Below are 24,953 nucleotides of genomic sequence, written 5' to 3'. Positions count from 1 at the left end.
CGGTTTTTCGCCCCCTTTCCTTTTAAACTGGCGTGGCGCGATGATCATGGTCCCGTGCACGGCCATGTTCGGTGCGTCCATCTAATAATCGGGCCTGTTCCCGCCATTCCTCACGGGAAATAACGCCGGGTTTGAGGCCGAGGCGTGTTTCCAGCGCGGCTTCTTGCTCTGCGCTGATTGCCGCGATCTGGTCATAGCGGTGGTAGCCGGCTTTATTGAGCGCGATTTCGTCCTGTGGCGTAATGCCGCTTATGCGGCTGAAATCGTCCCGGTCATGCGCGCGCTCAATGGTACCGACGGCAGTGCTTCCATGAACAGGAACGGATTGCCGTTCCAGTTCCGCAATCCTCTGCTGCGCAGCGGTCAGCCGGACATCCCGGTCTTTGGCCGTCTGGGCATGGGCAAGCTGTTCATCGCGCCACCAGCGCTTGTACTTGCCACGCCCGCTCATGATAAGGCCCAGCAGGAGCCCGATCAGCAGCGCAATCGCCAGCAGCGCGATTTCGTTGGGGGTAAAGGTCATTTCAGCATCCTTTCCTGCCCGTCGAACGACCGGCGCCGAACAAGGTTGCGGTTGGACATCTCCAATCGGGCAGCCTGCCAAAAAAGTGCAAAAAGAGCTTGCCCAAATGTCTGGTCGCTTCTATCTGCGCCACTCCAACGCACCCGTAGCTCAGCTGGATAGAGCATCAGACTACGAATCTGAGGGTCGGACGTTCGAATCGTTCCGGGTGCGCCATTTCCCTTGTAATCATCATTACCGCTGGCATCCGGCATGAGTTCGCCGGCACTATGCGTGCTCTGCTGCGGCATCATTTTTTTAATTGGCGACGGGCGTGTTTTGGGCTTGCCAGACTGTCCGGCCCCTTCTATCTGCCCATCCACAACGCACCCGTAGCTCAGCTGGATAGAGCATCAGACTACGAATCTGAGGGTCGGACGTTCGAATCGTTCCGGGTGCGCCATTTCCCTTGAAACGTTAAAGCAGGCGCATTCCCGTCAGGCGTTTGCGATCCGGATCAGGCCTTCCAAGTCGGCATGATCTTCCAACTGCATTGCAATCTGGTCCAGGGCATCATTTACAGATGCCTGATAATCGCCGGACGCAGCCTTGTGACCCAATCGCGCGAGAAAGGCGGAGCGCAGCGCGGTGCTGGCGAACAGGCCGTGGATATAGCTCCCCATCACCGTGCCATCGCCGTTTGATGCGCCGTCCGGACGATCGCCCTCCAGCAGCGCGAACGGGTGCAAGCAATCGGGGCCGTCGGTGCGTCCGACATGCATCTCATAGCCAGAAAAGGCCTGCCCCAGCGCGACTCCGTTCGTTCTTTCCAATATCTTGATCGCTGTGAGCCGGGTTTCCACGTTCAGCAGGCCAAGCCCTTCGACGCTGCCGGGCGATCCCTCGATCCCGTCCGGGTCTTCAATCCTGCGGCCCAGCATCTGGTAACCCCCGCAAATCCCCAATATCGGTCGCCCGCGCCGATGATGGGCGCGAATGTCGATGTCCCATCCCTGATCGCGAACCGCCTGCAGATCGGTGATCGTCGCCTTGGAACCCGGCAGGATGATGAGCGTGGCCTCAGCCGGAATGGGCTGTCCCGGCGGCACCATCATGACCTCCACCCCCGGCTCCAGTTTCAGGGGATCCAGATCGTCGAAGTTGGCGATCCGCGGCAGGATGGGGCAAGCGATCAGCAGCTTTTCGTCCAGTCCCCCCCGCCGGCGTTCGAGCACCACCGCATCCTCGCTGGGCAGGCGGCTGGCCTCGCCAAGCCAGGGAATGACGCCAAAGCCCTGCCAGCCGGTCAAATGCTCGATATGGCGATAGCCATCCTCGAACAGCGCCGGATCGCCCCGGAACTTGTTTATCAGAAAACCTCGGATCATAGCCGCATCGGCGGGATCGATCACGGCCTTGGTTCCGGCGATGGCGGCGATCACGCCGCCGCGGTCGATGTCCCCGACCAGGATCACCGGCACATCGGCTGCCCGGGCGAAGCCCATATTGGCGATGTCGCCCGCCCGTAGGTTCACTTCAGCCGGTGATCCGGCGCCCTCCACGACGACGACGTCGCATTGCGCCTGCAACCGATGATAGCTGGCGAGCACGGCCTCCAGCAATTCTCCGCGCGCCGACCGGAAATTCCCGCTGCCGAGCTTGCCGCGAACCTGGCCGTGGACGACAAGCTGCGACGTCCGGTCGGCCTGAGGCTTCAACAGTACCGGGTTCATGTCCGTATGCGGCTCGACGCCCGCGGCCATGGCCTGAAGCGCCTGCGCGCGCCCGATCTCTCCGCCATCACTGGTGACGGCAGCATTGTTGGACATGTTTTGCGGCTTGAAAGGCCGGACGCTATATCCACGCCGAACCAGTGCCCGGCAAAGGCCGGCCACCAGCAAGGATTTGCCGACGTCCGAGCCTGTTCCCTGAAGCATGATTGCAGCCATGGAGTCGCTCCTGCATGGAGCAGGCGGCAGATACAAGTCTACAGAGAGTTAAAGGGCGCTGCGTCGCAGTTCTACCGCATCCAATATCATGCCGCCGGCCATGAACACGCTGCCGGTGCAGGCCAGGGCAAGCAGATGTCCACCCGTGCCCGGATATTGCTGCATATAGACGAATCCGCGCTCGGTCGCGCCCAGGGCCAGGGCGTAGATCACCAGAAACGCCTCGAACTTCGTCTTGATCGTGAAGAGGCGCTTGATCCGTTCCATTTGGTCCCACCCGGCCTGCTTGCCGTCAGGGAACTAGATCGCCCGAAAGTTGCAAATGGTCAACAAGGGTTAACCATGATTGTTCGATGCGGGCGATCAAACGGGTATCGACAAGATCGTCGGGCACAATGGTTTCGGGCCAGTAATTTCGGACGATGTCGGCAATGCCGTCCAGCTTTGCCTCATCGACCAGGAAGCGGGGATCGATATTCGCCGGATCGGCCACCACGCGCAGGCGAAGGCAGGCGGGACCGCCGCCATTGGCCATGGACTGCCGCACGTCGACGGGGACGAGCCTGCGGATCGGACCGTTGCCCGCCACCATCTGTTCCAGCCATGCCCAGATGGCCGGCATGTCTCGCGCCTCGGTCGGCAGGATCAGCGCCATGCCTGCCCCGGGCGAAGACGAGCCGCCGTCATCGGGCAGGGTCACGAGTTGCGCATTGAAGATATAGCTGCGGATTGCGTCGGAGAGGCTTATGGCACTGGCTGGAACCTCCACGATTTCAACCGACGGCAGCTTGGCGCGGAGATCGGCGTAGAAACGCTCCTTGTCGGCAAAGGCGTGCTCATGGGTGAAAAGCACGCGCTCGTTGGCGACGGCGACGACATCATTGTGGAACGCGCCCGCCGCGATCGCTTCTTCCGACTGCATGACGAACAGGGTGCGATCCGGATCCAGCCGATGCAGCCGGGCGACAGCCTTGCTTGCCTCTATATGCTGGCGAGCGGGAAAGGGGCCGCCCGATTGGCCATAGACGAATATTTCCACTCCCGCTTCGCCATGGCTGTTACACAGGCGCATATGATTGGCCGCGCCCTCGTCGCCAAAGGGGGCGGGGACGGGGCCATGGACGGCAAAGGCCCGGCGGTCGGAAAAGACGAGTCGCAACTGAGCGAGCGTTTGCGGCCATTCATGGCTGCGATGTGGCATGGTGACGAGATTGGCGACGGTCAGATGCGTGCGCCCATCCGCCGTATCGGGAGCGGGTGAGACGGTCGCGGCATTGGCCGCCCACATGGAGGATGCCGACATCGCGGCCGCCCGGATATGCGCCTCCGCATTGCCGACATCAGTCCCCAGCGCCGACAGCCAGGCGCCATCCGGGCGCCATTGGGGCAGGAATAGGCCCTGCGTCAGTCCAAGCCGCAGGTTGGACCGCATCTTTTCTATGCCCTGCAACGCCGCCGCCCTGGGATAGGAGATCGCTCCCGCATTGCGCGCCGACGCTAGATTACCTGGGCTGAGGCCGGCATAATTGTGGCTGGGACCGACCAGGCCGTCGAAATTGATCTCTCTTGCCCTCATGCCCGTTCCGCCATGGTGAATGACTGGCCCGGCTCCAGCCCCAGCAGTTCCGCAGACGCCCGGTCGAGCGAGATGCCGCCATCGTCGCACTCCATCACGAAGGCGTAGGTGCAGCGGAAATCCGCGAGCCGTCCGGTGGTCACCAGCATCTTTTCTCCGCCCTTCTCATGCACGGCCCCCAATCGCGCATCAGACGCGTGGGCTATGGTGCGCAGCGCGTTGATCTGCCCCACCATCGTCGGGCCGCCATCGAATATGTCGACATAACCCGGATTGGTGAAACCTTCCGTCTCCAGCATGCGCATGGCCGCGCGGCCATTGGGATGGGGCATACCGATGACGCCGCGGGCACTGTCGGTCAGCATGGCGGTGTAGATCGGCGTCTTGGGCATCAGGTCGGCAATGAACTGGTTACCGTTCACTGCATTGAACTCGTCCGCTTCCTGAAAGCTCATGCCGAAAAAGCGACCCGCGAGACCATCCCAGAAGGGGGAACCGCCCGCCTCGTCGATGACCCCCCGCAGTTCCGCGATGATCCGTTCCCCAAAGCGCGCCCGATGGTTGCGGATGTAGAGATAGCGGCTGCGCGCCAGCAGCAGGCCAAGGCCCTCGGCGCGCTCGCGGGGGTGCAGGAAGAGGCCGCCAACCTCCGTCGACCCTTCCAGATCGGTGACGAGCGAGAGCATTTCCGCCCTGAAGGTGCGCGACAGTTCCCGGCTATGTTGGGTCAAAACGCCCAGCCGATAGGAATAGAAGGGCCAGCTTTGCCCTACCTTGCTGAAAATCTGGCAAGTGCCGCGGACCTGCCCCGTCTGGCCGTTTTCCAGCACCATGACGATCAGTTCGTCCTCAACCCCCTCGCTTTGCCGGGCCAGCGCCTGTTCCGTACGCTCCAGCTTCGCGACCAGCGACTTTCGGTCGGGCGGCAGATTGGTGAAGCCGCCGCCGGTCAGCTTCGCCATTTCATAGAGGGTCTGCAGATCGTCGGCGCGCGCCGTACGCATGAAAAAACTCACGCCTTCACCCCCGTCCTGAAATGCCCTTGTGCAATACGCAGCAACGTCAGCGCCGATAATTGCGCCCGTTCGGCCAGGCTGTCGACGATCAGATATTCCTTATCGCTGTGAATATCGCCGCCGCGTACACCCATGGTGTCGACCACGGGCACGCCGCAGGCCGCAATATTATTCCCATCGCACACCCCGCCGGTATCGCGCCAGGCAATGGAAATACCCAGATCGGCACCGCATTGCCGGACCAGTCCGAAAAGGGCTTCCGCCTGCGCATCCATCGGCTTGGGCGGCCGGCCGAAGCCGCCATGCAGGTGGAGCATGACTTCGTGCTCCCGCGCGATCATCGCCATGACGTCTTTCAGCAGCAGGTCGGCAGCCTGTTGGTCCGCGAAGGTCTTTGGCCGGAAATTGACGTGCAGAACCGCATGATCGGGCACGACATTATTGGGACTGCCACCCTCGATCCGTGCGGGATTGCAGGAAAAGCCGGCACCGCTCGCCGCCTTCAGCCGCAGCGCCAGGTCGGCCGCGGCGACGATGGCGTTGCGGCCCTCCTGTGGATTGCGGCCAGCGTGCGCGCTGCGCCCGGTGATGACAATAGCAAAATTGCCGCTACCGGCGCGTGCCCCCGCCAGCGTGCCGTCAGGCAATGCCGGTTCATAGGTGAGGGCGGCGAGCTTGCCCGTTGCAACCTGCTGCAACAACGCCGCCGATGAAGGGCTGCCGACCTCCTCATCGCTGTTGATGATGACGTCATAGCCCAACTGCATTACATCCGGTGCGGTTTCCACGGCACGCAAGGCTGCCAGCATGACGGCCAGCCCGCCCTTCATATCCGCCACGCCCGGTCCATTCAGCGTGACCGGATCGATCCATCGCAACGCCTGAAAGCTGTGGTCGGCGGGAAACACCGTATCCATATGGCCGGTGAGCAGGATCTGCACCGGGGCTTCAGGCCTCACCGACAGGCGCAGGTGGCTGCCATGCGCGACCATGGCCAGAGCGCCGTCGGGCCGGACTGTCTCCACCGGCGCTGGATCGACAAGGGAAATGGCGCCAGGAAGGCTGGCAAAGGCGTCGGCGAGCATGGTTGCCATGGCGGCAAGCCCGGGAAGATTGCGCGACCCGCTGTTTACCGCCGCCCATTTTTCAGTCTGGGCGAGCATGGGCGCATCTGCCGCGCTTTCCATGACGCTCTGTTCGAACGACGAAAGACCTCTCATCCTGCGAACCCTATCAGAGCGGAGGGCGCCCCTCCACCCCGCTTCTAAAAGTCGTAGGTAAGGGTCAGGCGGCTCATCGTGTCGGAATCCCGAGCCGACAGCAGCGTTTCCGATTCATATTGCACATTGTAGGAAAAGGCGGCCGACCAGCGTGTTCCGACCTTCGTCACCAGCGAAGTCAGCGAATTGAGCGTGTAGACGTCACTTTCCGCATAGCCGGACGCTGTCTGCTTGAATGTCAGCACCGGCGTCAGTCGCCAGGCGACATCCATCGATGCACGGGCGCCCAACTTGGTTTCCTGTTCACCTGCCACATATCGCGCATGCCGAATCGACGGGCCGGCATCCAGCGCCAGATCGACCGGATCGCTGACAATCAGCTTGTAACCGATACCCGCCGACGCGGTGTATCGCGCGTCATAGCCGATCGACGTGTCCCGTTCGAATTGAGTCAAGCCATAGGCAAAGCCTCTGGGATCGAACTCATAACGCGGCTCATAGCTGGCGGTGTAGCGTTCGCGCGACGTGATCCCGTTGGCGCGACGGTAATCGACGCTGGCGGCCAGCTTGTGCGACCACTGGATTCCGTTGCGTTTGACTGCGGCACTGGCGCTGATGCCGATCTCTCTTGTGGAGCCGGTGGAACGGAATCCGCCCGCTTCGAACTTGCCGGTCCACAAATCGGTAAAGCGCGCTTCTCGGATCACGGCTTCGTGCGTGGCCTTGGTCCGCGCCTTCCAACTGTTGACCATTCGCTGGATTTCGTCGGCGGAACCGGGGTTGGTCTGCTTGGCGATCTTGGCGACGGTCGCGATCTCGGTCTCATTGCCGTTGGCAATCGCGGCTTCCATCATTTCCCGGACCGACGGCGGTAGAAGCACGGGATAATCGGCCAGCGCCGGCGTGGAGAGGAGGAGAGGGAGAGGGGCCAGCCAATAACGCATGCGCCCCTTCATACCGAGACGGCAGAGGATTTTAATCCCTGTTTTCAGATCAGATCCCTGAATTCCTGAAGAATATCCCGATACAGCTTGCGCTTGAAGGGCACGATCAGGTCCGGCAGGCTGTCCGGATCGGTCCATTTCCATTCGCGAAATTCCGGATGCGCCGTCTGGATATCGATATCCTCGTCCGAACCCAGGAAGCGGGCGAGAAACCAATATTGCCGCTGGCCACGATATTTGCCGCCCCACAGCTTGCCGACCAATTCGGGCGGAAGGTCATAAAAATGCTCTTCGCGCGCCTTGGCTATGATCTCGACATGATCGCGGACGATGCCGGTTTCTTCGTTCAGTTCGCGAAGGGCAGCGGTCTTCATGTCTTCACCGTCATCGATGCCACCCTGCGGCATCTGCCAGGCCTCCACCGCATTGTCGATTCGCTGGCCGACGAACACCTTGCCCTCCATGTTGACGAGCATGATACCCACACATGGCCGATAGGCGAGTTCTGATTCATTTGGCATCGACGCCATCATAGTCCCTGGTCGTTAATCCCGAAAAGCCGGATCCGGCTCGTTGATTGTGCAGTGCAAGAATAGGCGGCAAGCGGCCGCACGTCCATGCCGGAAAAAACCCGACGCGGCGATTTGTGCTTTGCTTCGCTTCAAATGGGCGAGGGCTTGGAACAGCAGGCGGGTCATGGCATGGCCGCGTGCATGTCGGATCCCGTCATCCTCTGGTTTCGCCAGGACCTGCGTCTTGCCGATCAGGCCGCACTGGCGGCCGCCGTGCGTGATGGGCCGGTGATTCCCGTCTATGTGCTGGACGATCACGCGCCGCGCCAATGGAAAATGGGCGGCGCATCGCGCTGGTGGCTGCATCACAGCCTGGAAAGCCTGGACAATGATCTTCGGGAAAAGGGATCGCGCCTGATCCTGAGGCAGGGCAGAAGCATCGATCAGATTATCCAGTTCGCAGAAGAAACGGGCGCCCGCCGTGTCCACGCACTGCATCATTATGAGCCTTGGTGGCGCAATGCGGAGAAGGCGATCGCCAAAAAGCTGGACCTCTGCCTGCATGACGGCGCATTGCTGCTTCCGCCCGGCGCTGTGCGGACCGGCACGGGGACCAGTTACCGCATCTACACGCCGTTTGCCCGCGCCGTGATGGAGCATATGCCGCCGGCCGGGCCGGTTCGGGCACCTTCGCGGATCGATGGGCCACGACATTGGCCCCAGGGTGATTCGCTGGAGCAGTGGGCGCTTCTACCCACGAAGCCTGACTGGGCTGCCGCCTTTTCGCAGGATTGGACGCCGGGGGAGGCTGGCGCGCGGGCCAATGTCGCCGCATTCCTGGATGAGGTGGCCCAATATGACCATGCCAGAAACCTGCCGTCGCGGGAGGGAAGTTCGCGCCTGTCGCCTCATCTTCATTTCGGGGAAGTCTCACCCGCCCATGTCTGGCACCGGGTTGCCGAAGCGCCCGGCGATGCGACGACTTTCCTCAAGGAACTGATCTGGCGCGACTATGCCCATAACCAGATCTGGGCCATGCCCACCTATGGTTCGGAAAATGCGAGGCCAGCTTTCAATCACCTGCCCTGGCGCGATCTCCGCGAGGCGGGAGGCGACTTCAGCGCCTGGAAGACCGGGCGCACCGGCTATCCCATCGTCGATGCGGGCATGCGGCAGCTTTGGGCCACCGGCTGGATGCATAATCGCGTCCGCATGATCACGGCCAGCTTTCTGATCAAGCATCTGCTGATCGACTGGCGGCATGGCGCGCGCTGGTTCTGGGACACGCTGGTCGATGCGAGCTACGCCAACAACAGCGTCAATTGGCAGTGGGTTGCAGGCAGCGGCGTGGATGCCAATATATTTTCCCGGATCATGGCGCCCTTGACCCAGTCGGAGAAGTTCGATGCCGCGGCCTATATCAGGACCTGGGTGCCGGAACTGGCGCATCTGGAAGATGACATCATTCACGATCCCGACGCCCATGATGCCAGACCGCCCGATTATCCGGCCAAGTGCATCGGTCATCGGGAGGGGCGCGAAAGGGCGCTCGCCGCCTGGCGCGGGATCAAGCCATGATTGCGACGCAGTAGACCATTGGGCAGAGTGAAGGCATGAACGTCATGGAACCCCGCCGCGGCCGGGCGGCAGTGCCGATCAAGCGGCCGCTGGAGCGCCGTGCTCACGGCTGGCCGGATCATCTCGTCGCGCGGCAGTTTCACAAACTGCTCGACCGCATTGATTTGGGGCTGGAGCAGGGGGCTCTGCATGCTATTCTGCCCGACGGCAGCCAGCGCCTGCTGGGTGGTCGTGCGCCGGGACCGGAATGCGAGGTCCATCTTCGGCTCTGGCGTGCGTTGCTTCGTCTGGCCGCGGGAGGATCGGCGGGCTGGTACCGTGCCTGGGCGCGAGGGGAGTGGACCAGCCCCGACCCGGTTTCGCTGTTCGCCCTGTTCATGGCCAACGCCGCCAGTCTGGGCAATGTCGCCCGGCCGCATGGACCAGCGCGCTGGATCGGCCGATCGCTCCATTGGGCAAGGCGCAACAGCCGCAAGGGATCGCGGCGCAACATCGCCTATCATTATGATCTGGGGAATGACTTTTACCAGCTATGGCTGGACAAGGGCATGCATTATTCCAGCGCCCTGTTTCGCGACCCTGATGATCGGATCGAAAGCCTGGAACGGGCGCAACATCGAAAGGTTGATGCCATTCTCGACAGGCTCGACCTTCGTGAAGGTGATGCGCTGCTGGAAATCGGCTGTGGCTGGGGTGGCTTGGCCGAACAGGCGATGGCGCGTTGTCCGATCCGCTATGATGGCCTCACCCTTTCGGTTGAGCAGGCCGATTTCGCGCGTGACCGCCTGGGGTCGGGCGCGAACATCATATTGCGCGACTATCGCGATGCCCAGGGCCAATATGACGCCATCGCCAGCGTGGAAATGGTGGAGGCGGTAGGGCAACGCTACTGGCCTGCCTATGTTGAGGCGATCGAGCGGCTGCTCAAACCGGGCGGCCGGGCAGCGATCCAGTATATATTGATCGATGATGCGATATTCGAAGGCTATGCCAGAGGCGCGGATTTCATCCAGACCTATATTTTCCCCGGCGGCATGCTCATGTCGGAAAGCCGGTTTCGGGCGCTGGCCGAAGCGAAAGGCCTGGTGTGGCGCGATGTACGCCGTTTTGGCCTGCATTATGCTGAAACGCTGCGGCGCTGGCGCGAACGCTTTGATCGAGCTGTGGACAAAGGCTGGTTGCCGCCCGGTTTCGACCAGCATTTCGTCGACCTCTGGCGCTATTATCTGATGTATTGCGAGGGCGGCTTTCGCGGTGGAACTATCGACGTGGCGCAGGTTACGCTGGTGAAACCGGATGGTGAAACCGGATGAGGTGAGGATTGGCGGATAGCCGGTGCTGTCCGCCGGACATGGCGCGTTACGGCAGAACCATGGCCCAATCCTGCCGGCCCGCCCTCAATCCATGCGGGTCCGAAAACCGCCCGGTGTATCGGCAATCACCAGATCGACGATAGCCTGTCCCACCAGTTCAGGCGCCTTGAGCGCCGACGGATCTTCGCCGGGGAACGCACGTGCCCGCATGGCGGTGCGGGTGGCGCCAGGATCCACGATATGGGTGCGAATGGCAGAGATGTTCTTCACCTCCTCGCCATAGGCTCCCACCAGCGTTTCGAGCGCCGCCTTCGAAGCACCATAGGCGCCCCAATAAGCCCGCGGTTGTGCCCCTACCGAAGAGGTGATCGCCACCACGCGTGCATCGCCGCTCGCCCTCAGCATGCCGTCGAAAGCAGCGATCAAGGCCTGAGGCGCCGCGACGTTGAGCGTGAGCAACCGGGCAAATTCCTTGGCGTCGATGGCCGGGACCGAAGCCAGGCTGCCCAGCGTCGCGGCATTCAGCACCAATATGTCGAGCGCCTGCCACCGGCCGGAAATCGCTTGCGCCAGCCGCCCGATGCTTTCGCCGTCGATCAGGTCGAGGGGCGCGATCGTCGCGCTGCCCCCCGCCCGATGAATGCGCTCCTCCACCTCTTCCAGTCCGCCCGTGGTGCGCGCGGTCAGGATGACATGGGCGCCCGCGGCGGCAAGCGCCTCCGCAGTGGCGGCGCCGATGCCGCGGCTTGCGCCCGTGATGAGGGCGAGCTTACCGGAAAGGGACTGGGACGACATGAATATCCCTCTTGGAATCAGGAAGAAGCGAGCCCCGGAGTGGTAAAGCGCCGGGTCATCGGTATCGAGGTGGGAAAGACGATCAGACCACGCGCTCGGCCAGCAGTTCGAGCTGGTTCTGCACCACAGCCTCATCCTGGTCGGTCAGCGTCGTGGGATAGTCGCCGGTGAAGCAGGCATCGCAATATTGCGGCCGGATGTCGGCGCGCTTCGCTTCACCCAGCGCCTTGTACAAACCATCGATGGATATGAACGACAGGCTGTCGGCATGGATGAAGTCCTGCATCCCGCCGATATCCAGGCGATGCGCCAGCAACTTGGTGCGCTCTGGCGTATCGACGCCATAGAAGCAGCTATGCTTCGTCGGCGGGCTGGCGATGCGCATGTGCACTTCCTTGGCGCCTGCTTCACGCATCATTTGAACGATTTTCAGCGAGGTAGTTCCGCGCACGATGGAATCATCGATCAGGACGATGCGCTTGCCCTCGATCAGCGCGCGATTGGCATTATGCTTCAGCTTTACGCCAAGGTGCCGGACCTTGTCGCCCGGCTGGATGAAGGTGCGGCCGATATAATGTGAACGGATGATGCCCAGCTCGAAAGGAATGCTCGATTGCTGGGCATAGCCGATCGCCGCCGGCACACCGCTGTCGGGCACGGGAATGACGAAGTCCGCCTCGACCGGATTTTCGATGGCGAGCTGCGCGCCGATGGCCTTGCGGACTGAATAGACGCTGGACCCGTCGACGACGGAATCGGGGCGGCTGAAATAGACATGTTCGAATATGCAGGGGCGTGCATGCGTGTCGCCAAAGGGACGATGGCTGCGTACTTCGCCGTCATGGGTGACGATGACGAGTTCGCCTGGGTCGATCGAACGGACATGTTCCGCGCCCACGACGTCGAACGCCACGGTTTCCGAAGCGAAGATGATCGACTCGCCCAGCTTGCCCATAACCAGCGGACGGATGCCCAGCGGGTCACGGCAGGCGACCATGCCTTCGGGCGTCATCACGATCAGCGAATAGGCGCCCTCGACCTGCTTCAGCGCGTCGATGAACTTGTCGAGCAGCGTCCGGTAAGTGGACGTCGCCACCAGATGGATGATGACCTCCGTATCGGAGGTGGACTGAAAGATGGAACCTCGGCGGATCAATTCGCGACGCAGTTTCATGGCATTGGAGATATTGCCGTTGTGCGCGACGGCGAAACCCCCTGAACTCAATTCCGCGTAAAGCGGCTGGACATTGCGGAGCGATGTCTCGCCTGTAGTGGAATAGCGGACATGGCCGCAGGCGGCGGTACCGGGAAGGGCCCGAATCACTTCGTCCCGATCGAAATTGCCGGCCACATGTCCCATTGCCCGATGGGTATGGAAATCATGGCCGTCCCAGCTGGTTATGCCTGCGGCTTCCTGACCACGATGCTGGAGGGCATGAAGGCCAAGGGCGACCATGGCAGAAGCGGTTTCAGCGTTGAAGACGCCGAAAATGCCGCATTCCTCACGCAGTTTGTCGTCGTCGAACGGGTTGGTCGTAAACATGGGTTCTTGATGGTCCACTGCCGATCCTGTCCGCACCTGTCGGGCGGCTTTCGCGCGCATATAGTGCGTCAGGGACAGTTTGTCGCCTGCCTGTCACAAAAAAGGGGGGAGGTGGTTCCGGCCGGCCGCCGTTTTCGGGCGATGAAATTGGGAAAAAGGCCTACTGGCCTTGAGCCCACGGGGAAGCTAATAGCCTCGTCTCATGCATCGTTTCGCCAATCCTGCACGCTTCCTCAAAATTGCCCGGCCGTTGACCGCCTGGCTGTTCTGGCCGGGGCTTATCCTGTTGCTGACAGGCGCGGCATGCGGCCTGTTCGTGACGCCCGCGGACTATCTGCAGGGCGATACGGTGCGCATTCTCTATATTCATGTGCCTGCAGCATGGCTGGGGATGGGTGGATGGACCGGGATCGCCATCGCGGCCCTCATGCAACTCGTCTGGCGTCATCCTCTGGCGTCGATCGCGGGCCGCGCCATCGCCATGCCCGGCGCATTCTTCACGGCGATCTGTCTCATCACCGGATCGATCTGGGGGCGGCCGACCTGGGGAACCTGGTGGGAATGGGACGGGCGGATGACATCCATGCTCGTGCTGTTGTTCCTTTATCTGGGCTATATCGCGCTCGCCAACGCCAGCGCGCGACAGGGCAACGGCGGAGTGAGCCCGGTGACCGCCATTTTCGGGCTCGTCGGCGCGATCAATATCCCGATCATCAACCGCTCGGTCGTGTGGTGGAACAGCCTGCATCAGGGGCCCAGCATCACGTTGCGGGGATCAAGCATCGATGGAGCGCTTCTCTGGCCGCTCGGCTTTACCTTGATCGGATTCACCTTGCTTTTCGCCGCGATCGTGTTGATGCGCATGCGCGCCATATTGGCGCAGAACAAGATCGAAGCGCGCATGCAAAGGCTGGCGCGGGGGTGAGGATATGAACCAGTGGGCTTTCGTGATCGGCGCCTATGCGCTCACCTTTCTGGGTACGGGCTTAATCAGCCTGCTCAGCTGGCGGGCGATGCAGGGCGCTGAAAGCAGGGCATCGGCGGACAGGCCATGAAGGCAAAGCATCAAAGGCTGGTCCTTGCCGTGGTGGCGCTCGTCGCGCTCATTGGTGCGGGTCTGCTCGCCGCTTCCGCGCTGAAGGATGAGGCGGCCTATTTCTACGCGCCCTACGACGTGAAGACGAAGGGTGTCGAGCCGGGCAAGGCGATCAGGCTGGGCGGAATGGTGGTGAAGGGGAGCCTGAAGCGCGCCAGCGACGGCGTCACCATCCGTTTCAACGTCACCGATGGCAAGTCCACCGTTCCCGCGAGCTTCAAGGGAATCACCCCCGACCTTTTCCGCGAAGGATCCGGCGTCGTCGCTGAAGGAGCGTTCGATGCCGCCGGCACTTTCCAGGCGACAAACCTGCTGGCCAAGCATGACGAACGTTACATGCCTCGTGAGCTGGAAGGCATGAGCTATGATGAGAAGACCCACAAGATGAAGGTGGATCGGTGAAGCGAGGCGCACATGATCGCTGAATCCGGCCTGGCCGCATTATGGTTGGCCGCATCGTTGGCGCTGCTGCAACTGGCTCTCGCGGCGATCGGCCTGGCAGGGGGCAAGAGCGATCTGCTCGGCGCGGTCCGTCCCGTGGCGGTGGCGCAGGGCGTGCTGACGGCACTGGCGTTCGCCCTGCTGATAACCCTGTTCCTGCGGTCCGACATGTCGGTCCTGCTGGTCGCCAGCAACAGTCATTCCATGAAACCATGGCTGTACAAATTCGCCGGGACCTGGGGCAATCATGAAGGGTCGATGCTGCTGTGGGTCACGGTGATGGGAGTCGCTGGTTCGGCCGTCGCCCTGTTTGAGCGCGCCTTGCGACGCGACACGCATATGGCGACGTTGGGCGGGCAGGCTGCGATCAGCCTCGGCTTCTATGCATTTCTGCTTTTCGCCTCCAATCCCTTTGCGCGGATCGATCCGCCTGCCCCGGATGGGCAGGGGTTGAACCCGCTGTTGCAGGACCCCGGCCTAGCGTTTCACCCACCGACGCTTTATCTCGGCTATGTCGGCTTGTCCGTCGCCTTCTCCTTTGCGGTCGGCGCCTTGTTGACCCGGCAGGTCGACGCGGCCTTTGCGCGCGCAATGCGGCCCTGGGTGCTGGGCGCATGGATATTGCTGACGCTTGGTATCACGGCAGGCAGCTATTGGGCCTATTATGAGCTGGGCTGGGGTGGCTGGTGGTTCTGGGATCCCGTGGAAAACGCCTCGCTCATGCCGTGGCTGGCGGCGACAGCGCTGCTGCATAGCGTAACGGTGCTGGCAACTCGGGACGCGCTACGGGCCTGGACAGTGATGCTGGCGGTGATCGCCTTCTCCATGTCGATGGTGGGCACGTTCCTCGTCCGGTCGGGCATTTTGACCAGCGTTCATGCCTTTGCCGTCGATCCGGAGCGCGGAACCTTCATCCTGGCGCTTTTGGGCATCTACATTGGTGGTGCGCTGGCGCTGTTCGGCTGGCGCGTGGGCGCAGTCCGCGAGGGTGCGCCGTTCGAACTGGTCAGCCGGGAAACCATGCTGGTCGTCAACAACCTGCTGCTGTCCGTGATTTTAGGGCTGGTGCTGGTCGGCACGCTCTATCCGCTGCTGACTGAGGCCTTTGGGCACAAGGTGTCGGTGGGCGCACCCTATTTCGACCGTATCGCCGGACCCGTGGCGTTGGTGCTGATGATCGCCATGGTGCTGGGGCCGCTGACTCGCTGGCGGCGTGACCGGATGCGGGAGGTGATCCGCCGCATTACCGTTCCAATGGTGGCGGCCGGGCTGGTGTTCCTCGCCCTGGCGGTATTTGCCTGGGGCCGGATCGGCATATTGCCCTTTCTTGGTCTGGTGATCGCTCTGGTCGTCGCGGTGGGCAGCGTCGCACCGCTTTGGAAGCGCAATCTGTGGCGGACGCCACTTTTCACCTGGGGCATGGTGATCGCGCATCTGGGCTGTGCGGTCAGCCTCGCCGGCATGGCTTGCGATTCGGCGTTCACCGTGGAAAAGCTGGTCGCTGCCCGGCCGGGCGATAGGGTGGAGACCGCGGGCTGGACGCTTCGCTTCAGGCAGATCCTGCCGATCGCGGGCGATAACTGGACCGCGCTCCAGGCGGATATGGAAGCCAGTCGAGGCGGTGGGGAGCCGGTCCTCATCCATCCGCAGTCGCGCTTCTTTGCTTCGCCACCGACCACCACGACGGAGGCGGCTCTGCTCACGCGCTGGGACGGGCAGCTTTATGTCGTATTGGGGCAGGAGGCGGACGAAGGCCGTTGGCAGCTTCGCGTCTGGTGGAAGCCGTTCGTGACGCTGATCTGGTTCGGTGGCTTCCTGATCGCCCTTGGCGGAGCGCTGGCGCTGGTCGGACGCGAACGACGCGGATGGCTGCTCAAATGGCGCGCGCGCAAGGCTACGGAGAATGCCGCATGAAAAAGCTGCTGATCTGGCTGCCGCTGGCGCTGTTTCTTGGGTTTTTCGGGCTATTTGCAAGCGGGCTGCTGCGCCCGGACGATCGGATCATCAGCTCGAAACTGGTGGGCAAGCCATTGCCTGCGTTCGCCCTGCCTGCCGCCGCGAGCGACCGTCCGCCGCTGCAAAGTGGGGAGTTTGCGACCGGCAAGCCGCGCCTGCTCAACATCTTCGCGAGCTGGTGCGTGCCTTGCGCCGCCGAAGCGCCGCAGTTGCTGGCGCTCAAGCGGGCTGGTGTGGAAATAGACGCCATCGCCATCCGCGACGCCCGGCCCGATGTCGATGCCTTCCTCAACCGTTACGGCAATCCCTATTCCCGCATTGGGCTGGATGCACGCAGCGAGGTGCAGATCGCCATGGGATCGTCCGGCGTTCCCGAAAGCTTCATCATCGATGGCAAAGGGCGCATCGCATATCAGCATGTGGGCGACATTCGCGAGGATGACGTTCCGATGATCCTCGACCGGCTGAGGAATGCCCAATGAGGATGCTGATCGTCCTCCTGGCGCTGCTGCTGAATGCGCCTGCCCTTGCGCAGTCGGCGCTGCCGCCCGCGCCCTATGCCGACCGGCAGATCGAAGATCCGGCGCTGGAGAGAAAGGCGCGGACGCTGATGGAAACGATTCGCTGCCTTACCTGTCAGAGCCAGTCCATAGCGGACAGCAACGCCAGCATGGCCGGTGACATGCGTTCCCAGATCCGCGAACGCATCATGGCCGGCGAGGAGCCGGAACATATCCGCGCCTGGCTGATCGAACGCTATGGCGACTGGGTGAGCTATGAGCCGACGGCCGATCCGATCCTCTGGCCGCTCTGGGCCGCGCCGCTGATTCTCCTGGGATTGGGGCTGCTGCTGCTGCGCGGGCGGATCAGGCGGAGACGCCGGTCATGATCGGCTGGATCATCGCCATTGGGTTGTTGGCCCTGGTCAGCATCGCGCTGGTCGCAATCGGCCGCATACCGCGGACAGCTTGGGAAATTACGGCCGCTGCGCTGTTGTTGGGACTGGCCGGCTATGCCTGGCAGGGGCGTCCGGGGCTGGCGGGTTCGCCTCGGCAGCCGGCAGCAGGGGGCGCTGTCGCCTTCGACGAAAGACTCGCCGAGCAGCGCCGCGGCCTTGCCGAGCGCTATGGCAAGGCAGGCCCGTGGCTCATGGTCTCGGACGGTCTCGGGCGGCAGGGGAAAACGAAGGAAGCGGCCAATGTGTTGCTGTCCGGCCTGCGCGAGGCGCCAGACGACCCCAATCTTTGGCTGGGATTCGGCAATGCGCTGGTCGCGCATGCGGGCGGCGTGCTCTCTCCCGCTGCCGATTTTGCCTATCGCCGGTCGATGGCGATTGATCCTGAAGGGCCAGCGCCGCGTTATTTCTACGGATTGGCGCTGGCCCGCGCGGGCCAGCTCAAGGAAGCCCGGGCGCTTTGGGCGCCACTTGCCGCCAGCGCGCCTGAAGACAGCGAGGTCAAGAAGGAACTCGAAGCCAATATTGCGCGTATCGATGCCATGCTGGCGTCTGGAAGCCAGTAGCCGGTCGCGGCGTCTGCGGCATCATTGCCACCATCCCGCAGCCGTGATAGGGCGCGGCGGTTTGCGGGGGCTTATGGAATGACAAGACGGGCCGCTTCCCCGTTCGGGTATCCAAAGATCATGACAATTCGGCATTTTCTTCATGGCTGACGAGATCGCGGGCGCCGCGCGCGCCGATGACGAAAGCGCCCAGGATCACGGCCATGCCGGGCAAAAAGCGACAATGAAGCTGGTCGTCGGCGCGATCGGCATCGTGTTCGGCGACATCGGCACCAGTCCGCTCTACGCATTCCGGGAAACCTTTGCCGGGCATCATCATCTGGATCTCGATCCAGACCATATATTGGGTGTCATCAGCCTCATGTTCTGGTCGATGATGCTGGTTGTGACGCTCAAATATGTGACCGTCATCATGCGTGCCGACAACAAGGGGGAAGGGGGCAGCCTGGCCCTGCTTGCCCTCATCAACGGTCAAACCAGGACTCAGCGATGGTCCCGCGGTATCGTCCTGCTGGGCGTCTTTGCGACGTCACTGTTCTACGGCGATTCGATGATAACACCGGCGGTGTCGGTGCTGTCCGCGGTCGAAGGGCTGGCGGTTTACAACAGCAACCTTGCACCCCTCATTCTGCCGGCCGCGATCATCATCCTTCTCGGCCTGTTCTGGATACAGGGATTGGGGACGAACCGCGTGGCATCGCTGTTCGGGCCGATCATGATGTTCTATTTCGTCACCATCGCGGTCCTGGGCATCATCAGCATCGTCAGGACACCGGGCATTCTCTATGCCTTCAATCCCTATTGGGCGGTCATGTTCTTCGTCACCGACCCGCTGCCCGCATTCCTGGCATTGGGTGCTGTCGTGCTGGCGGTTACGGGCGCCGAAGCACTTTACGCAGATATGGGCCATTTCGGGCGCAGCCCGATCCGCGTGTCGTGGCTGGCCTTCGTGCTTCCGGCGCTGATGATGAACTATATGGGGCAGGGCGCGCTGCTGTTCCGCGAGGGTACGGCAGCTCTTCATAGCCCCTTCTATTATCTGGCGCCGCAATGGGCGCAATTGCCGCTGGTCGGTCTGGCGACGCTTGCGGCGATCATCGCCAGCCAGGCGGTGATCTCCGGCGCTTTCTCCGTCACGCAGCAGGCGATCCAGCTTGGTTTCATGCCGCGTTTGCGGATCGCGCACACCAATGCCTCGACTGCCGGGCAGATCTACATACCCCTGATCAATTGGGGGCTGATGGTCATGGTGATCCTGCTGGTGCTGGTGTTCCAGACCTCGTCCAATCTTACCGCAGCCTATGGCATCGCGGTCACGGGCGCGATGTTCATCGACAATGTTCTGCTGACGGTGCTGCTCTATCGCCTGTGGAAATGGCCGTGGTATTATTCTGCGCCGCTGTTGACCGTGCTGTTCCTGGTGGACGGCGCCTATCTTGCGGCCAACTTCACGAAGGTGCCGGCCGGCGGCTGGTTCCCGCTGTTAATTGGTTTCGTGATCTTCACCCTGCTCACCACCTGGTCGCGTGGGCGCCGGCTGGTGCAGGATCGTTTGCGCGAAGCCGCCATGCCTATCCCGGTCTTCGTCGCTTCCGCTGCGAACAGCGCGGTTCGCGTGCCTGGGACGGCGGTGTTCATGACCTCCACGCCTGACGGTGTGCCCCACGCCCTGTTGCACAATCTCAAGCACAACAAGGTGCTGCATGAGCGCGTCATCCTTCTGACCGTCAAGATCAGGGACGTGCCAGCCGTCGAGGATGACGGACGCTGCAAGCTGGAGGATCTGGGTCGCGGATTCTTCCGGCTGGTCCTGCAATATGGCTTCATGCAGGAACCCGACGTTCCCGCTGCGCTCAAGAATGTCACGGGCTGCGGTCAGGCGTTCAGGATGATGGACACCAGCTTCTTCCTGGCCCGCCAGACTCTGCTGCCGTCGGCCAAGCCCGGCATGCCGCTATGGCGTGAGAAGATTTTCGCGTGGATGCTGCGCAATGCGGAAAGTGCGATGGAATTTTTCCGCCTGCCGACCAATCGCGTGGTCGAATTGGGTAGTCAGGTCGAAATCTGAAAAAAGGCGCGGCAGAACTGCCGCGCCCCATCGTTCAAAGCGGCGTATCAGGCCGCGTCGCGGTCGGCATTGATTTCAACGAGCTGACCGCCGTTGATCGCAATCTTCTTCGGCTTCATGGCCTCTGGCACTTCGCGGACGAGTTCGATCGTCAGCAGACCATCAGCCAGATCGGCCTTTTCGACCCGCACGAAATCAGCGAGTTCAAAGCGGCGCTCGAAGCTGCGATTGGCGATGCCGACATGCAGGAAACGCGAGCGGTCGCCGCCCTGCGAATCTTCCTTGCGCCCGGTGACCTGAAGCAGGTTCTGCTGGGCAGTGATGTCGATCTCGTCCGTACGGAAGCCTGCGACGGCCAGCGTGACGCGATAGCGATCTTCGGAAATCCGTTCGATGTTGAACGGGGGATAATTGTCGCCCTGGCTCAACCTGGCGTTGTTTTCGATAAGGTCGAAAAGGCGGTCGAAGCCGACGGTCGAGCGACGATAGGGGGTAAGGTCAAAACCACGCATTGTCATAATCTCCCAAAGAGCAAAATGAACATGCCGGACCCAGAACAAGGCATCCGGCGGTACCATGTCCAACCCCATGTGGCGGCCGGACGGATGGGATATGGTTTGGGAGAAAAGGGTTTCAAGTGGTCGGATAACGGGATTTTCGATGGCAGGACGAAGGTCATGTCAGGCCGCAATCCTCGTTATGCCTGCGTCAGAAAGCGTCCGGATGGCGGGCAGTTCATGTTTGAAAATAAAAGTACCCGGGCCGCGCTGCCACGACCCGGGTACTGATGGACGATTTCTCGTCTCCCCCTTGGCCTGCCTCAACCACTTCTCAGCCCCCTAAGCTTGAAGCGGGATGCAGTATCCCTGAACCACGGCCATTTACCTGTGCTTCACAGCATGTGCTATGGATAGAGCAGGCCGCTGTCACGGGCTATTTCCGGGCGCCGATATTTTCCCTGAGAGGCTGTGGCCCCATTGCAACAATTCGGCAATGCTTGCCGTCGGTCGAGAGCATGCTAGATGGTCTGCCTGTCCCCATCGAGAGGCCATTCGCGCCATCATGATTCTGACCCGATACGAACGCATGATTGCCAAGCGATATCTGCTGCCCGGAAAGGGGGAAGGTTTCATCTTCCTCGTCGCCGGCATCAGCCTGGTAGCGGTGATGCTGGGCGTTGCGGCGCTGATCATCGTGATGAGCGTGATGAACGGTTTTCGCGCGGAACTTTTCGACAAGATTGTCGGCCTCAACGGCCATGCCGTCGTCCAGGGCTATGGCGGGCGGTTGCCTGACTGGAAGGCCATATTGAAGGAAGCGAAGGCGACGCCCGGCGTCACCAGCGCCACGCCCCTGATCGAGCAGCCGCTGCTCGGCAGCTTTCAGGGGCGGGTCGAAGCGGTGCTGGTGCGGGGCATGACCGTGAACGACATCCGCAATAATGCAACACTCAAGGCAAAGGTCGTCGCGGGCAGCCTGAGCGCGCTCACGCCCAATAGCGGCAAGGTGGCGATTGGATCGCGCCTAGCCGAAAATCTGGGCATCCAGTTGGGCGACAATATCACCATCATCAATCCGGCAGGCCGTTCGACGCCCTTCGGCACCGTACCGCGACAGGTTTCCTATCAGGTGGCCGCCATTTTCGAGGTCGGCATCTACGATTATGACAAGGCCTTTGTCGTCATGCCGGTGGAGGATGCGCAGACATTGCTGCTGCTGGGTGACGTTGTCAGCATGATCGAGGTCGAGACGGTGAACGCCGATCAGGTGGCCGCCATATTGGAGCCGCTGGCAGGAAAGGTCGCCGGTCGCGCAATCATCACCGACTGGCGGCAGATGAATGCGTCCCTGTTCGAAGCGCTTGCGGTGGAGCGCGTCGCGATGTTCGTCGTGCTTTCCATCATCGTGCTGGTGGCCGTGTTCAACATCCTCTCCTCCTTGATCATGCTGGTGCGCGCCAAGACGCGCGATATCGCGATCCTGCGTACGATGGGTGCCAGCCGCGGAGGCCTGGTGAAGATCTTCATGACCGTCGGCGTGACGATCGGCGCGCTGGGCATGGCGGCCGGGATGGTGCTGGGATTCACCTTCCTGTTCTTCCGTCAGAGCGTGGTGAACGCCATCCAGTTCCTTACGGGACAGAATCTCTGGGATCCCTCGATCCGCTTTCTCACCGAATTGCCTGCCAAGCCCGATCCTGTGGAGATTGCCACCATCTGTCTAATGGCGCTGATCTTCAGCTTCCTGGCGACGCTTTACCCAGCGTTCAAGGCGGCCAACACCGATCCTGTGCAGGTACTGCGTTATGAATGAAATATTGCAGGTCGCCGGCCTGAAGCGCAGCTTCACCCAGGGCGGCGTTACGATTGAAGTGCTGCGGGGCGTCAACCTGTCTGTAGGGCAGGGTGAGATCGTCGCGCTGCTCGGCCCGTCGGGATCGGGAAAGTCGACGCTGCTCCAGGCGGTCGGACTGTTGGAGGGCGGATTTGACGGGTCGATCCGCATTGCGGGAGAGGAAGCGGCGAAGCTGGACAATGACGGGCGGACGCGGCTGCGGAGGGATGCGCTTGGTTTCGTTTACCAGTTCCACCATCTGCTGCCGGACTTCAACGCAGTGGAGAATGTCATATTGCCGCAGGTGATCCGCGATGCGGAGATGGCGGTAGCCCGCGTCCGCGCAGAATCGCTGCTCGGTTCATTGGGGCTGGGCCATCGGCTGGAGCATCGCCCGAGCCAACTTTCGGGCGGGGAGCAGCAGCGGGTGGCCGTGGCGCGGGCGCTGGCAAATCGGCCAGCACTGGTCCTGGCGGATGAGCCCACCGGCAACCTGGACGAGCGGACCGCCGATGTCGTGCTTGCCGAATTCCTGCGGCTGGTGCGCGAGGAAGGCTCCGCAGCGCTGGTGGCAACGCATAATGAACGACTGGCGGAGAAAATGGACCGGGTCGTGCGTCTTCACGAAGGGCAGCTGGAGGAAAGCTCAGGCGTGATGTGACGCCGCATCGCGGATCGTCGCGATGACGATCTGATCGCGTCCCTGGTTCTTGGCGCGAAGCAATGCTGCATCCGCCGTCCGGACCAGCGTTTCCGCACGGCCATGTTCGGGGAAGACCGCAAGGCCGAAGGAGGCGGTGACCGGCCCCAGTTCTTCGCCCTCATGATGGACGCGCAGCGCCTGCAATTTCTGCTGCACCTGCAGGGCGCGGTCGATGGCCTGATCCTGCGCGAAGCCGGGCATCAGCAGCACAAATTCCTCTCCACCCAGGCGGAAGGCGCAATCCTTCTCCCGCAAGGCGTCGTTCAGCACGCCGCCCACGGCGCGAAGTACGGCGTCGCCCGCATCATGGCCATGCGCATCGTTGAACCGCTTGAAATGGTCTATGTCCACCATCAGGCAGGCCAGCGGTGACAGGGAATTTTCGGCGTGGGCCACCTGCTCCTTGAACACCGCATCGAACCGGCGGCGGTTCGCAAGGCCGGTCAACGGATCCGCCATCGCCATCTGCCGCAATGCATCGCGAAGCCGCAGATTGGCGAGTGCCAGGCCGATATTTTCCGCCAGCATTTCCAGATATTTTTCGGTGCGCCCGATCTGTTCGGCTGTCCGATCCTCGGGTTCCTCGACATAGAGTAGCCCGATGCTTTCACCCTGCGCCGACAGCGGGATGCAGATTGTGCGTATCTGCGGAGCCGCGTCGAAATGTTCGCAGGGAATGTCGATCAGCTCGCCGGTCGGTTTGTGTATCTGCCCGCGCCGCAGCGCCCAGCAGGTCGTCGGCGCGAATTCCTGGCCCGACTCACGGGGCGTCAACCAGTCGCACGCCTGCACCATCATGTTGCGTCGCGCGTCGTGAATGTAGAGCCGTCCGGCGAAACCGGGGGCGATCTCCGGGGCGAAACGCCGGACAACCTCGACCAGGTCGCCGGTGCAGTCACAGCCCTGGAGGCGTTGGGTCATGCGTGAGAGCTGGTCGCGCGTGATCCGGTCGGCATCCCGTTCCTGCTCCAGTCTTTGCCTTTCCAGGCCGTTTTCGCGAAAGATGCGGATAGCCTGGGCCATGTCGCCGATCTCGTCCACCTGAGGAAAGTCCGGCGGAACGGCGGCATAATCCTGCGCGGCGAGGCGCGTGACGACATCGCTCAACCGCACCACCGGCCGCAATATGCGCTGTTTCAGGATGAAGTAGAGCACGCACAGGAACAGCAGGGCGGTTGCACCCATCATGATTTCCGACACGAACCGCCATCGGCGGGCCGCTTCGGTAGCCTGACTGACGATATTCTCTGTCCGCTGGTCCAGCATATACTGGAACTTGCCAATCTGGGCGGCAATCCGATCCAGCTCGCGGCCATATTCGTCACCGAAGAGGATGGTGCGCGCGGTTTCCCCGTCGCCCCTCTGGGCAGCGCTGATCGCCGATTCCTGCTCAGCCGTCAGCGCATCGGCCCAATGCAATCCCTGCTGCAATGCTGCGAGTTCGCTGACGCTGGCCCCGCGATCGCGCAGATGGGCGATTCGTTGCTCGACAGAACGGAGCATCGCCTTCTCCCGTTGATAGGCGATGATATGCGACGGATCGCCCGCAATCACATAGGCACGGGCCTGTTCGGTTTGCCTGTAGGCGTCTTCCGCCAGCGTGGCGGTCAACTGGTCGAAAATAGCGCGCTGTTCGACGGCAGCCCGTTCCTTCTCCTCCGCGCTGGACGCCATCAGCATGACCGCACCCGAAGCCAGGGTGAGGGCCACGGTGGCGCCATAAGCATAATTGGTGATGGTAGACAGGCGCATGATCATCCCGAGCGATAGCGTTTGCCGGGCGGATGAGATCACCGGCCGGCTCGGACGATCTTGCGACTCAAAAGTTGGAGATATGTTAACCATCGGGCCAGGACGGCGTGATTTACCCACGACTTTCTGCATCT

Annotated in this window: 24 protein-coding genes and 2 tRNA genes; 14 read left to right on the top strand and 12 right to left on the bottom strand. The window is 62.1% G+C overall.

Annotation, left to right across the window (positions count from 1 at the left end):
* Window positions 1-22 precede the first annotated feature (22 nt).
* Complete coding sequence (locus ACN9MX_RS04790) at window positions 23-523, bottom strand: hypothetical protein (protein ID WP_363734724.1); 501 nt, start codon at window positions 521-523, stop codon at window positions 23-25.
* 139 nt (window positions 524-662) lie between these two features.
* Between ACN9MX_RS04790 and ACN9MX_RS04785 the strand changes: the two genes are divergently transcribed.
* Together ACN9MX_RS04785 and ACN9MX_RS04780 are read left to right on the top strand one after the other, a co-directional pair.
* Window positions 663-739 (top strand) — tRNA-Arg (locus tag ACN9MX_RS04785).
* A gap of 149 nt (window positions 740-888) precedes the next feature.
* Window positions 889-965, top strand: a tRNA-Arg gene (locus ACN9MX_RS04780).
* A 34-nt stretch (window positions 966-999) separates the two neighbouring features.
* Here ACN9MX_RS04780 and ACN9MX_RS04775 read toward each other — a convergent pair.
* From ACN9MX_RS04775 to ACN9MX_RS04745, 7 genes are read right to left on the bottom strand one after another with little or no spacing between them, the layout of a single operon-like run.
* Window positions 1,000-2,451 carry a cobyric acid synthase gene (locus ACN9MX_RS04775; protein WP_363825842.1) on the bottom strand — a complete coding sequence of 484 codons (1,452 nt, stop codon included), beginning with the start codon at window positions 2,449-2,451 and terminating at the stop codon, window positions 1,000-1,002.
* Window positions 2,452-2,499: 48 nt separating this feature from the next.
* Window positions 2,500-2,718, bottom strand: coding sequence for a hypothetical protein (locus tag ACN9MX_RS04770; protein WP_133652086.1), 219 nt, complete (start codon window positions 2,716-2,718; stop codon window positions 2,500-2,502).
* A 25-nt stretch (window positions 2,719-2,743) separates the two neighbouring features.
* Complete coding sequence (locus ACN9MX_RS04765) at window positions 2,744-4,027, bottom strand: N-succinylarginine dihydrolase (RefSeq protein ID WP_363734728.1); 1,284 nt, start codon at window positions 4,025-4,027, stop codon at window positions 2,744-2,746.
* Window positions 4,024-5,043, bottom strand: a complete 1,020-nt coding sequence (locus tag ACN9MX_RS04760; RefSeq protein ID WP_363754695.1) for an arginine N-succinyltransferase — start codon at window positions 5,041-5,043, stop codon at window positions 4,024-4,026. Before ACN9MX_RS04760 ends, ACN9MX_RS04765 begins: the two co-directional genes overlap by 4 nt.
* Window positions 5,040-6,263: a hydrolase gene (locus tag ACN9MX_RS04755; protein WP_363825839.1), complete on the bottom strand. Its 1,224-nt coding sequence runs from the start codon at window positions 6,261-6,263 to the stop codon at window positions 5,040-5,042. The genes ACN9MX_RS04760 and ACN9MX_RS04755 overlap by 4 nt, the downstream gene beginning before the upstream one ends.
* 44 nt (window positions 6,264-6,307) lie before the next feature.
* Window positions 6,308-7,207, bottom strand: a complete 900-nt coding sequence (locus tag ACN9MX_RS04750) for a DUF481 domain-containing protein (RefSeq protein ID WP_363734734.1) — start codon at window positions 7,205-7,207, stop codon at window positions 6,308-6,310.
* A 44-nt stretch (window positions 7,208-7,251) separates the two neighbouring features.
* A complete protein-coding gene (locus ACN9MX_RS04745) occupies window positions 7,252-7,737 on the bottom strand; it encodes an RNA pyrophosphohydrolase (protein WP_363825837.1) in 486 nt (161 codons plus the stop codon).
* 183 nt (window positions 7,738-7,920) lie between these two features.
* Between ACN9MX_RS04745 and ACN9MX_RS04740 the strand changes: the two genes are divergently transcribed.
* Together ACN9MX_RS04740 and ACN9MX_RS04735 are read left to right on the top strand one after the other, a co-directional pair.
* Window positions 7,921-9,297, top strand: coding sequence for a cryptochrome/photolyase family protein (locus tag ACN9MX_RS04740; RefSeq protein ID WP_426387276.1), 1,377 nt, complete (start codon window positions 7,921-7,923; stop codon window positions 9,295-9,297).
* Between the two features lie 35 nt (window positions 9,298-9,332).
* Window positions 9,333-10,610 (top strand): class I SAM-dependent methyltransferase, encoded by a 1,278-nt coding sequence (locus ACN9MX_RS04735; protein ID WP_426387275.1) that lies wholly within the window; start codon window positions 9,333-9,335, stop codon window positions 10,608-10,610.
* An 84-nt stretch (window positions 10,611-10,694) separates the two neighbouring features.
* Here ACN9MX_RS04735 and ACN9MX_RS04730 read toward each other — a convergent pair whose 3' ends face one another.
* Both ACN9MX_RS04730 and purF read right to left on the bottom strand, forming a co-directional pair.
* The gene (locus ACN9MX_RS04730; RefSeq protein ID WP_363734742.1) at window positions 10,695-11,405 is read right to left on the bottom strand and encodes an SDR family NAD(P)-dependent oxidoreductase; all 711 of its coding nucleotides are present in this window, start codon (window positions 11,403-11,405) and stop codon (window positions 10,695-10,697) included.
* Window positions 11,406-11,487: 82 nt separating this feature from the next.
* Window positions 11,488-12,948, bottom strand: coding sequence for an amidophosphoribosyltransferase (purF, locus tag ACN9MX_RS04725; protein ID WP_363735376.1), 1,461 nt, complete (start codon window positions 12,946-12,948; stop codon window positions 11,488-11,490).
* Window positions 12,949-13,150: 202 nt separating this feature from the next.
* Between purF and ccmC the strand changes: the two genes are divergently transcribed.
* The 8 genes from ccmC (at window position 13,151) to ACN9MX_RS04685 (ending at window position 20,030) form a co-directional block, all read left to right on the top strand.
* Entirely contained in the window at window positions 13,151-13,873 is a 723-nt protein-coding gene (ccmC, locus tag ACN9MX_RS04720) for a heme ABC transporter permease CcmC (RefSeq protein ID WP_363754685.1), read from the top strand.
* A gap of 4 nt (window positions 13,874-13,877) precedes the next feature.
* Entirely contained in the window at window positions 13,878-14,003 is a 126-nt protein-coding gene (locus ACN9MX_RS04715; protein ID WP_363734745.1) for a hypothetical protein, read from the top strand.
* Window positions 14,000-14,446 carry a cytochrome c maturation protein CcmE gene (ccmE, locus tag ACN9MX_RS04710; RefSeq protein WP_363734747.1) on the top strand — a complete coding sequence of 149 codons (447 nt, stop codon included), beginning with the start codon at window positions 14,000-14,002 and terminating at the stop codon, window positions 14,444-14,446. The genes ACN9MX_RS04715 and ccmE overlap by 4 nt, the downstream gene beginning before the upstream one ends.
* A gap of 12 nt (window positions 14,447-14,458) precedes the next feature.
* Window positions 14,459-16,399 (top strand): heme lyase CcmF/NrfE family subunit, encoded by a 1,941-nt coding sequence (locus ACN9MX_RS04705; protein WP_426387274.1) that lies wholly within the window; start codon window positions 14,459-14,461, stop codon window positions 16,397-16,399.
* Window positions 16,396-16,923 (top strand): redoxin family protein, encoded by a 528-nt coding sequence (locus tag ACN9MX_RS04700; protein WP_208108035.1) that lies wholly within the window; start codon window positions 16,396-16,398, stop codon window positions 16,921-16,923. The genes ACN9MX_RS04705 and ACN9MX_RS04700 overlap by 4 nt, the downstream gene beginning before the upstream one ends.
* Window positions 16,920-17,330, top strand: a complete 411-nt coding sequence (locus ACN9MX_RS04695) for a cytochrome c-type biogenesis protein (RefSeq protein ID WP_363825820.1) — start codon at window positions 16,920-16,922, stop codon at window positions 17,328-17,330. Before ACN9MX_RS04700 ends, ACN9MX_RS04695 begins: the two co-directional genes overlap by 4 nt.
* Entirely contained in the window at window positions 17,327-17,962 is a 636-nt protein-coding gene (locus tag ACN9MX_RS04690; protein ID WP_426387273.1) for a tetratricopeptide repeat protein, read from the top strand. Before ACN9MX_RS04695 ends, ACN9MX_RS04690 begins: the two co-directional genes overlap by 4 nt.
* A 142-nt stretch (window positions 17,963-18,104) precedes the next feature.
* A complete protein-coding gene (locus tag ACN9MX_RS04685) occupies window positions 18,105-20,030 on the top strand; it encodes a potassium transporter Kup (protein ID WP_363734754.1) in 1,926 nt (641 codons plus the stop codon).
* A 47-nt stretch (window positions 20,031-20,077) separates the two neighbouring features.
* Here the strand turns inward: ACN9MX_RS04685 and ACN9MX_RS04680 are convergent, their stop codons facing one another.
* Window positions 20,078-20,542, bottom strand: coding sequence for an Hsp20 family protein (locus ACN9MX_RS04680; RefSeq protein WP_363734755.1), 465 nt, complete (start codon window positions 20,540-20,542; stop codon window positions 20,078-20,080).
* A 550-nt stretch (window positions 20,543-21,092) separates the two neighbouring features.
* On the opposite strand from ACN9MX_RS04680, the gene ACN9MX_RS04675 reads away from it, so the two are divergent.
* The gene (locus tag ACN9MX_RS04675; protein WP_363754682.1) at window positions 21,093-22,343 is read left to right on the top strand and encodes a lipoprotein-releasing ABC transporter permease subunit; all 1,251 of its coding nucleotides are present in this window, start codon (window positions 21,093-21,095) and stop codon (window positions 22,341-22,343) included.
* Complete coding sequence (locus tag ACN9MX_RS04670; RefSeq protein ID WP_133652068.1) at window positions 22,336-23,025, top strand: ABC transporter ATP-binding protein; 690 nt, start codon at window positions 22,336-22,338, stop codon at window positions 23,023-23,025. Before ACN9MX_RS04675 ends, ACN9MX_RS04670 begins: the two co-directional genes overlap by 8 nt.
* Here ACN9MX_RS04670 and ACN9MX_RS04665 read toward each other — a convergent pair.
* Window positions 23,011-24,819: a diguanylate cyclase gene (locus ACN9MX_RS04665; protein ID WP_426387271.1), complete on the bottom strand. Its 1,809-nt coding sequence runs from the start codon at window positions 24,817-24,819 to the stop codon at window positions 23,011-23,013. The two genes, ACN9MX_RS04670 and ACN9MX_RS04665, sit on opposite strands and share 15 nt — an antisense overlap.
* Window positions 24,820-24,953: the final 134 nt, after the last annotated feature.

It is taken from the genome of Sphingobium sp. R-21 (assembly GCF_049913335.1).
Lineage (GTDB): Bacteria > Pseudomonadota > Alphaproteobacteria > Sphingomonadales > Sphingomonadaceae > Sphingobium.
Note: the sequence above shows the minus strand (reverse complement) of the source record. Positions and strands in the feature narration are given on the sequence as shown.

Excerpts from the sequence above, each read along its gene's own strand:
- ACN9MX_RS04675 (WP_363754682.1), top strand. The coding sequence starts at position 21,093 with ATGATTCTGACCCGATACGAACGCATGATTGCCAAGCGATATCTGCTG.
- ccmE (WP_363734747.1), top strand. The coding sequence starts at position 14,000 with ATGAAGGCAAAGCATCAAAGGCTGGTCCTTGCCGTGGTGGCGCTCGTC.
- ACN9MX_RS04690 (WP_426387273.1), top strand. The coding sequence starts at position 17,327 with ATGATCGGCTGGATCATCGCCATTGGGTTGTTGGCCCTGGTCAGCATC.
- ACN9MX_RS04700 (WP_208108035.1), top strand. The coding sequence starts at position 16,396 with ATGAAAAAGCTGCTGATCTGGCTGCCGCTGGCGCTGTTTCTTGGGTTT.
- ccmC (WP_363754685.1), top strand. The coding sequence starts at position 13,151 with ATGCATCGTTTCGCCAATCCTGCACGCTTCCTCAAAATTGCCCGGCCG.
- ACN9MX_RS04680 (WP_363734755.1), bottom strand. The coding sequence starts at position 20,542 with ATGCGTGGTTTTGACCTTACCCCCTATCGTCGCTCGACCGTCGGCTTC.
- ACN9MX_RS04765 (WP_363734728.1), bottom strand. The coding sequence starts at position 4,027 with ATGAGGGCAAGAGAGATCAATTTCGACGGCCTGGTCGGTCCCAGCCAC.
- ACN9MX_RS04790 (WP_363734724.1), bottom strand. The coding sequence starts at position 523 with ATGACCTTTACCCCCAACGAAATCGCGCTGCTGGCGATTGCGCTGCTG.
- ACN9MX_RS04770 (WP_133652086.1), bottom strand. The coding sequence starts at position 2,718 with ATGGAACGGATCAAGCGCCTCTTCACGATCAAGACGAAGTTCGAGGCG.
- ACN9MX_RS04685 (WP_363734754.1), top strand. The coding sequence starts at position 18,105 with ATGGCTGACGAGATCGCGGGCGCCGCGCGCGCCGATGACGAAAGCGCC.
- ACN9MX_RS04705 (WP_426387274.1), top strand. The coding sequence starts at position 14,459 with ATGATCGCTGAATCCGGCCTGGCCGCATTATGGTTGGCCGCATCGTTG.
- ACN9MX_RS04750 (WP_363734734.1), bottom strand. The coding sequence starts at position 7,207 with ATGCGTTATTGGCTGGCCCCTCTCCCTCTCCTCCTCTCCACGCCGGCG.
- ACN9MX_RS04745 (WP_363825837.1), bottom strand. The coding sequence starts at position 7,737 with ATGGCGTCGATGCCAAATGAATCAGAACTCGCCTATCGGCCATGTGTG.
- ACN9MX_RS04670 (WP_133652068.1), top strand. The coding sequence starts at position 22,336 with ATGAATGAAATATTGCAGGTCGCCGGCCTGAAGCGCAGCTTCACCCAG.
- ACN9MX_RS04730 (WP_363734742.1), bottom strand. The coding sequence starts at position 11,405 with ATGTCGTCCCAGTCCCTTTCCGGTAAGCTCGCCCTCATCACGGGCGCA.
- ACN9MX_RS04665 (WP_426387271.1), bottom strand. The coding sequence starts at position 24,819 with ATGCGCCTGTCTACCATCACCAATTATGCTTATGGCGCCACCGTGGCC.
- ACN9MX_RS04715 (WP_363734745.1), top strand. The coding sequence starts at position 13,878 with ATGAACCAGTGGGCTTTCGTGATCGGCGCCTATGCGCTCACCTTTCTG.
- purF (WP_363735376.1), bottom strand. The coding sequence starts at position 12,948 with ATGTTTACGACCAACCCGTTCGACGACGACAAACTGCGTGAGGAATGC.
- ACN9MX_RS04775 (WP_363825842.1), bottom strand. The coding sequence starts at position 2,451 with ATGGCTGCAATCATGCTTCAGGGAACAGGCTCGGACGTCGGCAAATCC.
- ACN9MX_RS04695 (WP_363825820.1), top strand. The coding sequence starts at position 16,920 with ATGAGGATGCTGATCGTCCTCCTGGCGCTGCTGCTGAATGCGCCTGCC.
- ACN9MX_RS04740 (WP_426387276.1), top strand. The coding sequence starts at position 7,921 with ATGTCGGATCCCGTCATCCTCTGGTTTCGCCAGGACCTGCGTCTTGCC.
- ACN9MX_RS04755 (WP_363825839.1), bottom strand. The coding sequence starts at position 6,263 with ATGAGAGGTCTTTCGTCGTTCGAACAGAGCGTCATGGAAAGCGCGGCA.
- ACN9MX_RS04735 (WP_426387275.1), top strand. The coding sequence starts at position 9,333 with ATGAACGTCATGGAACCCCGCCGCGGCCGGGCGGCAGTGCCGATCAAG.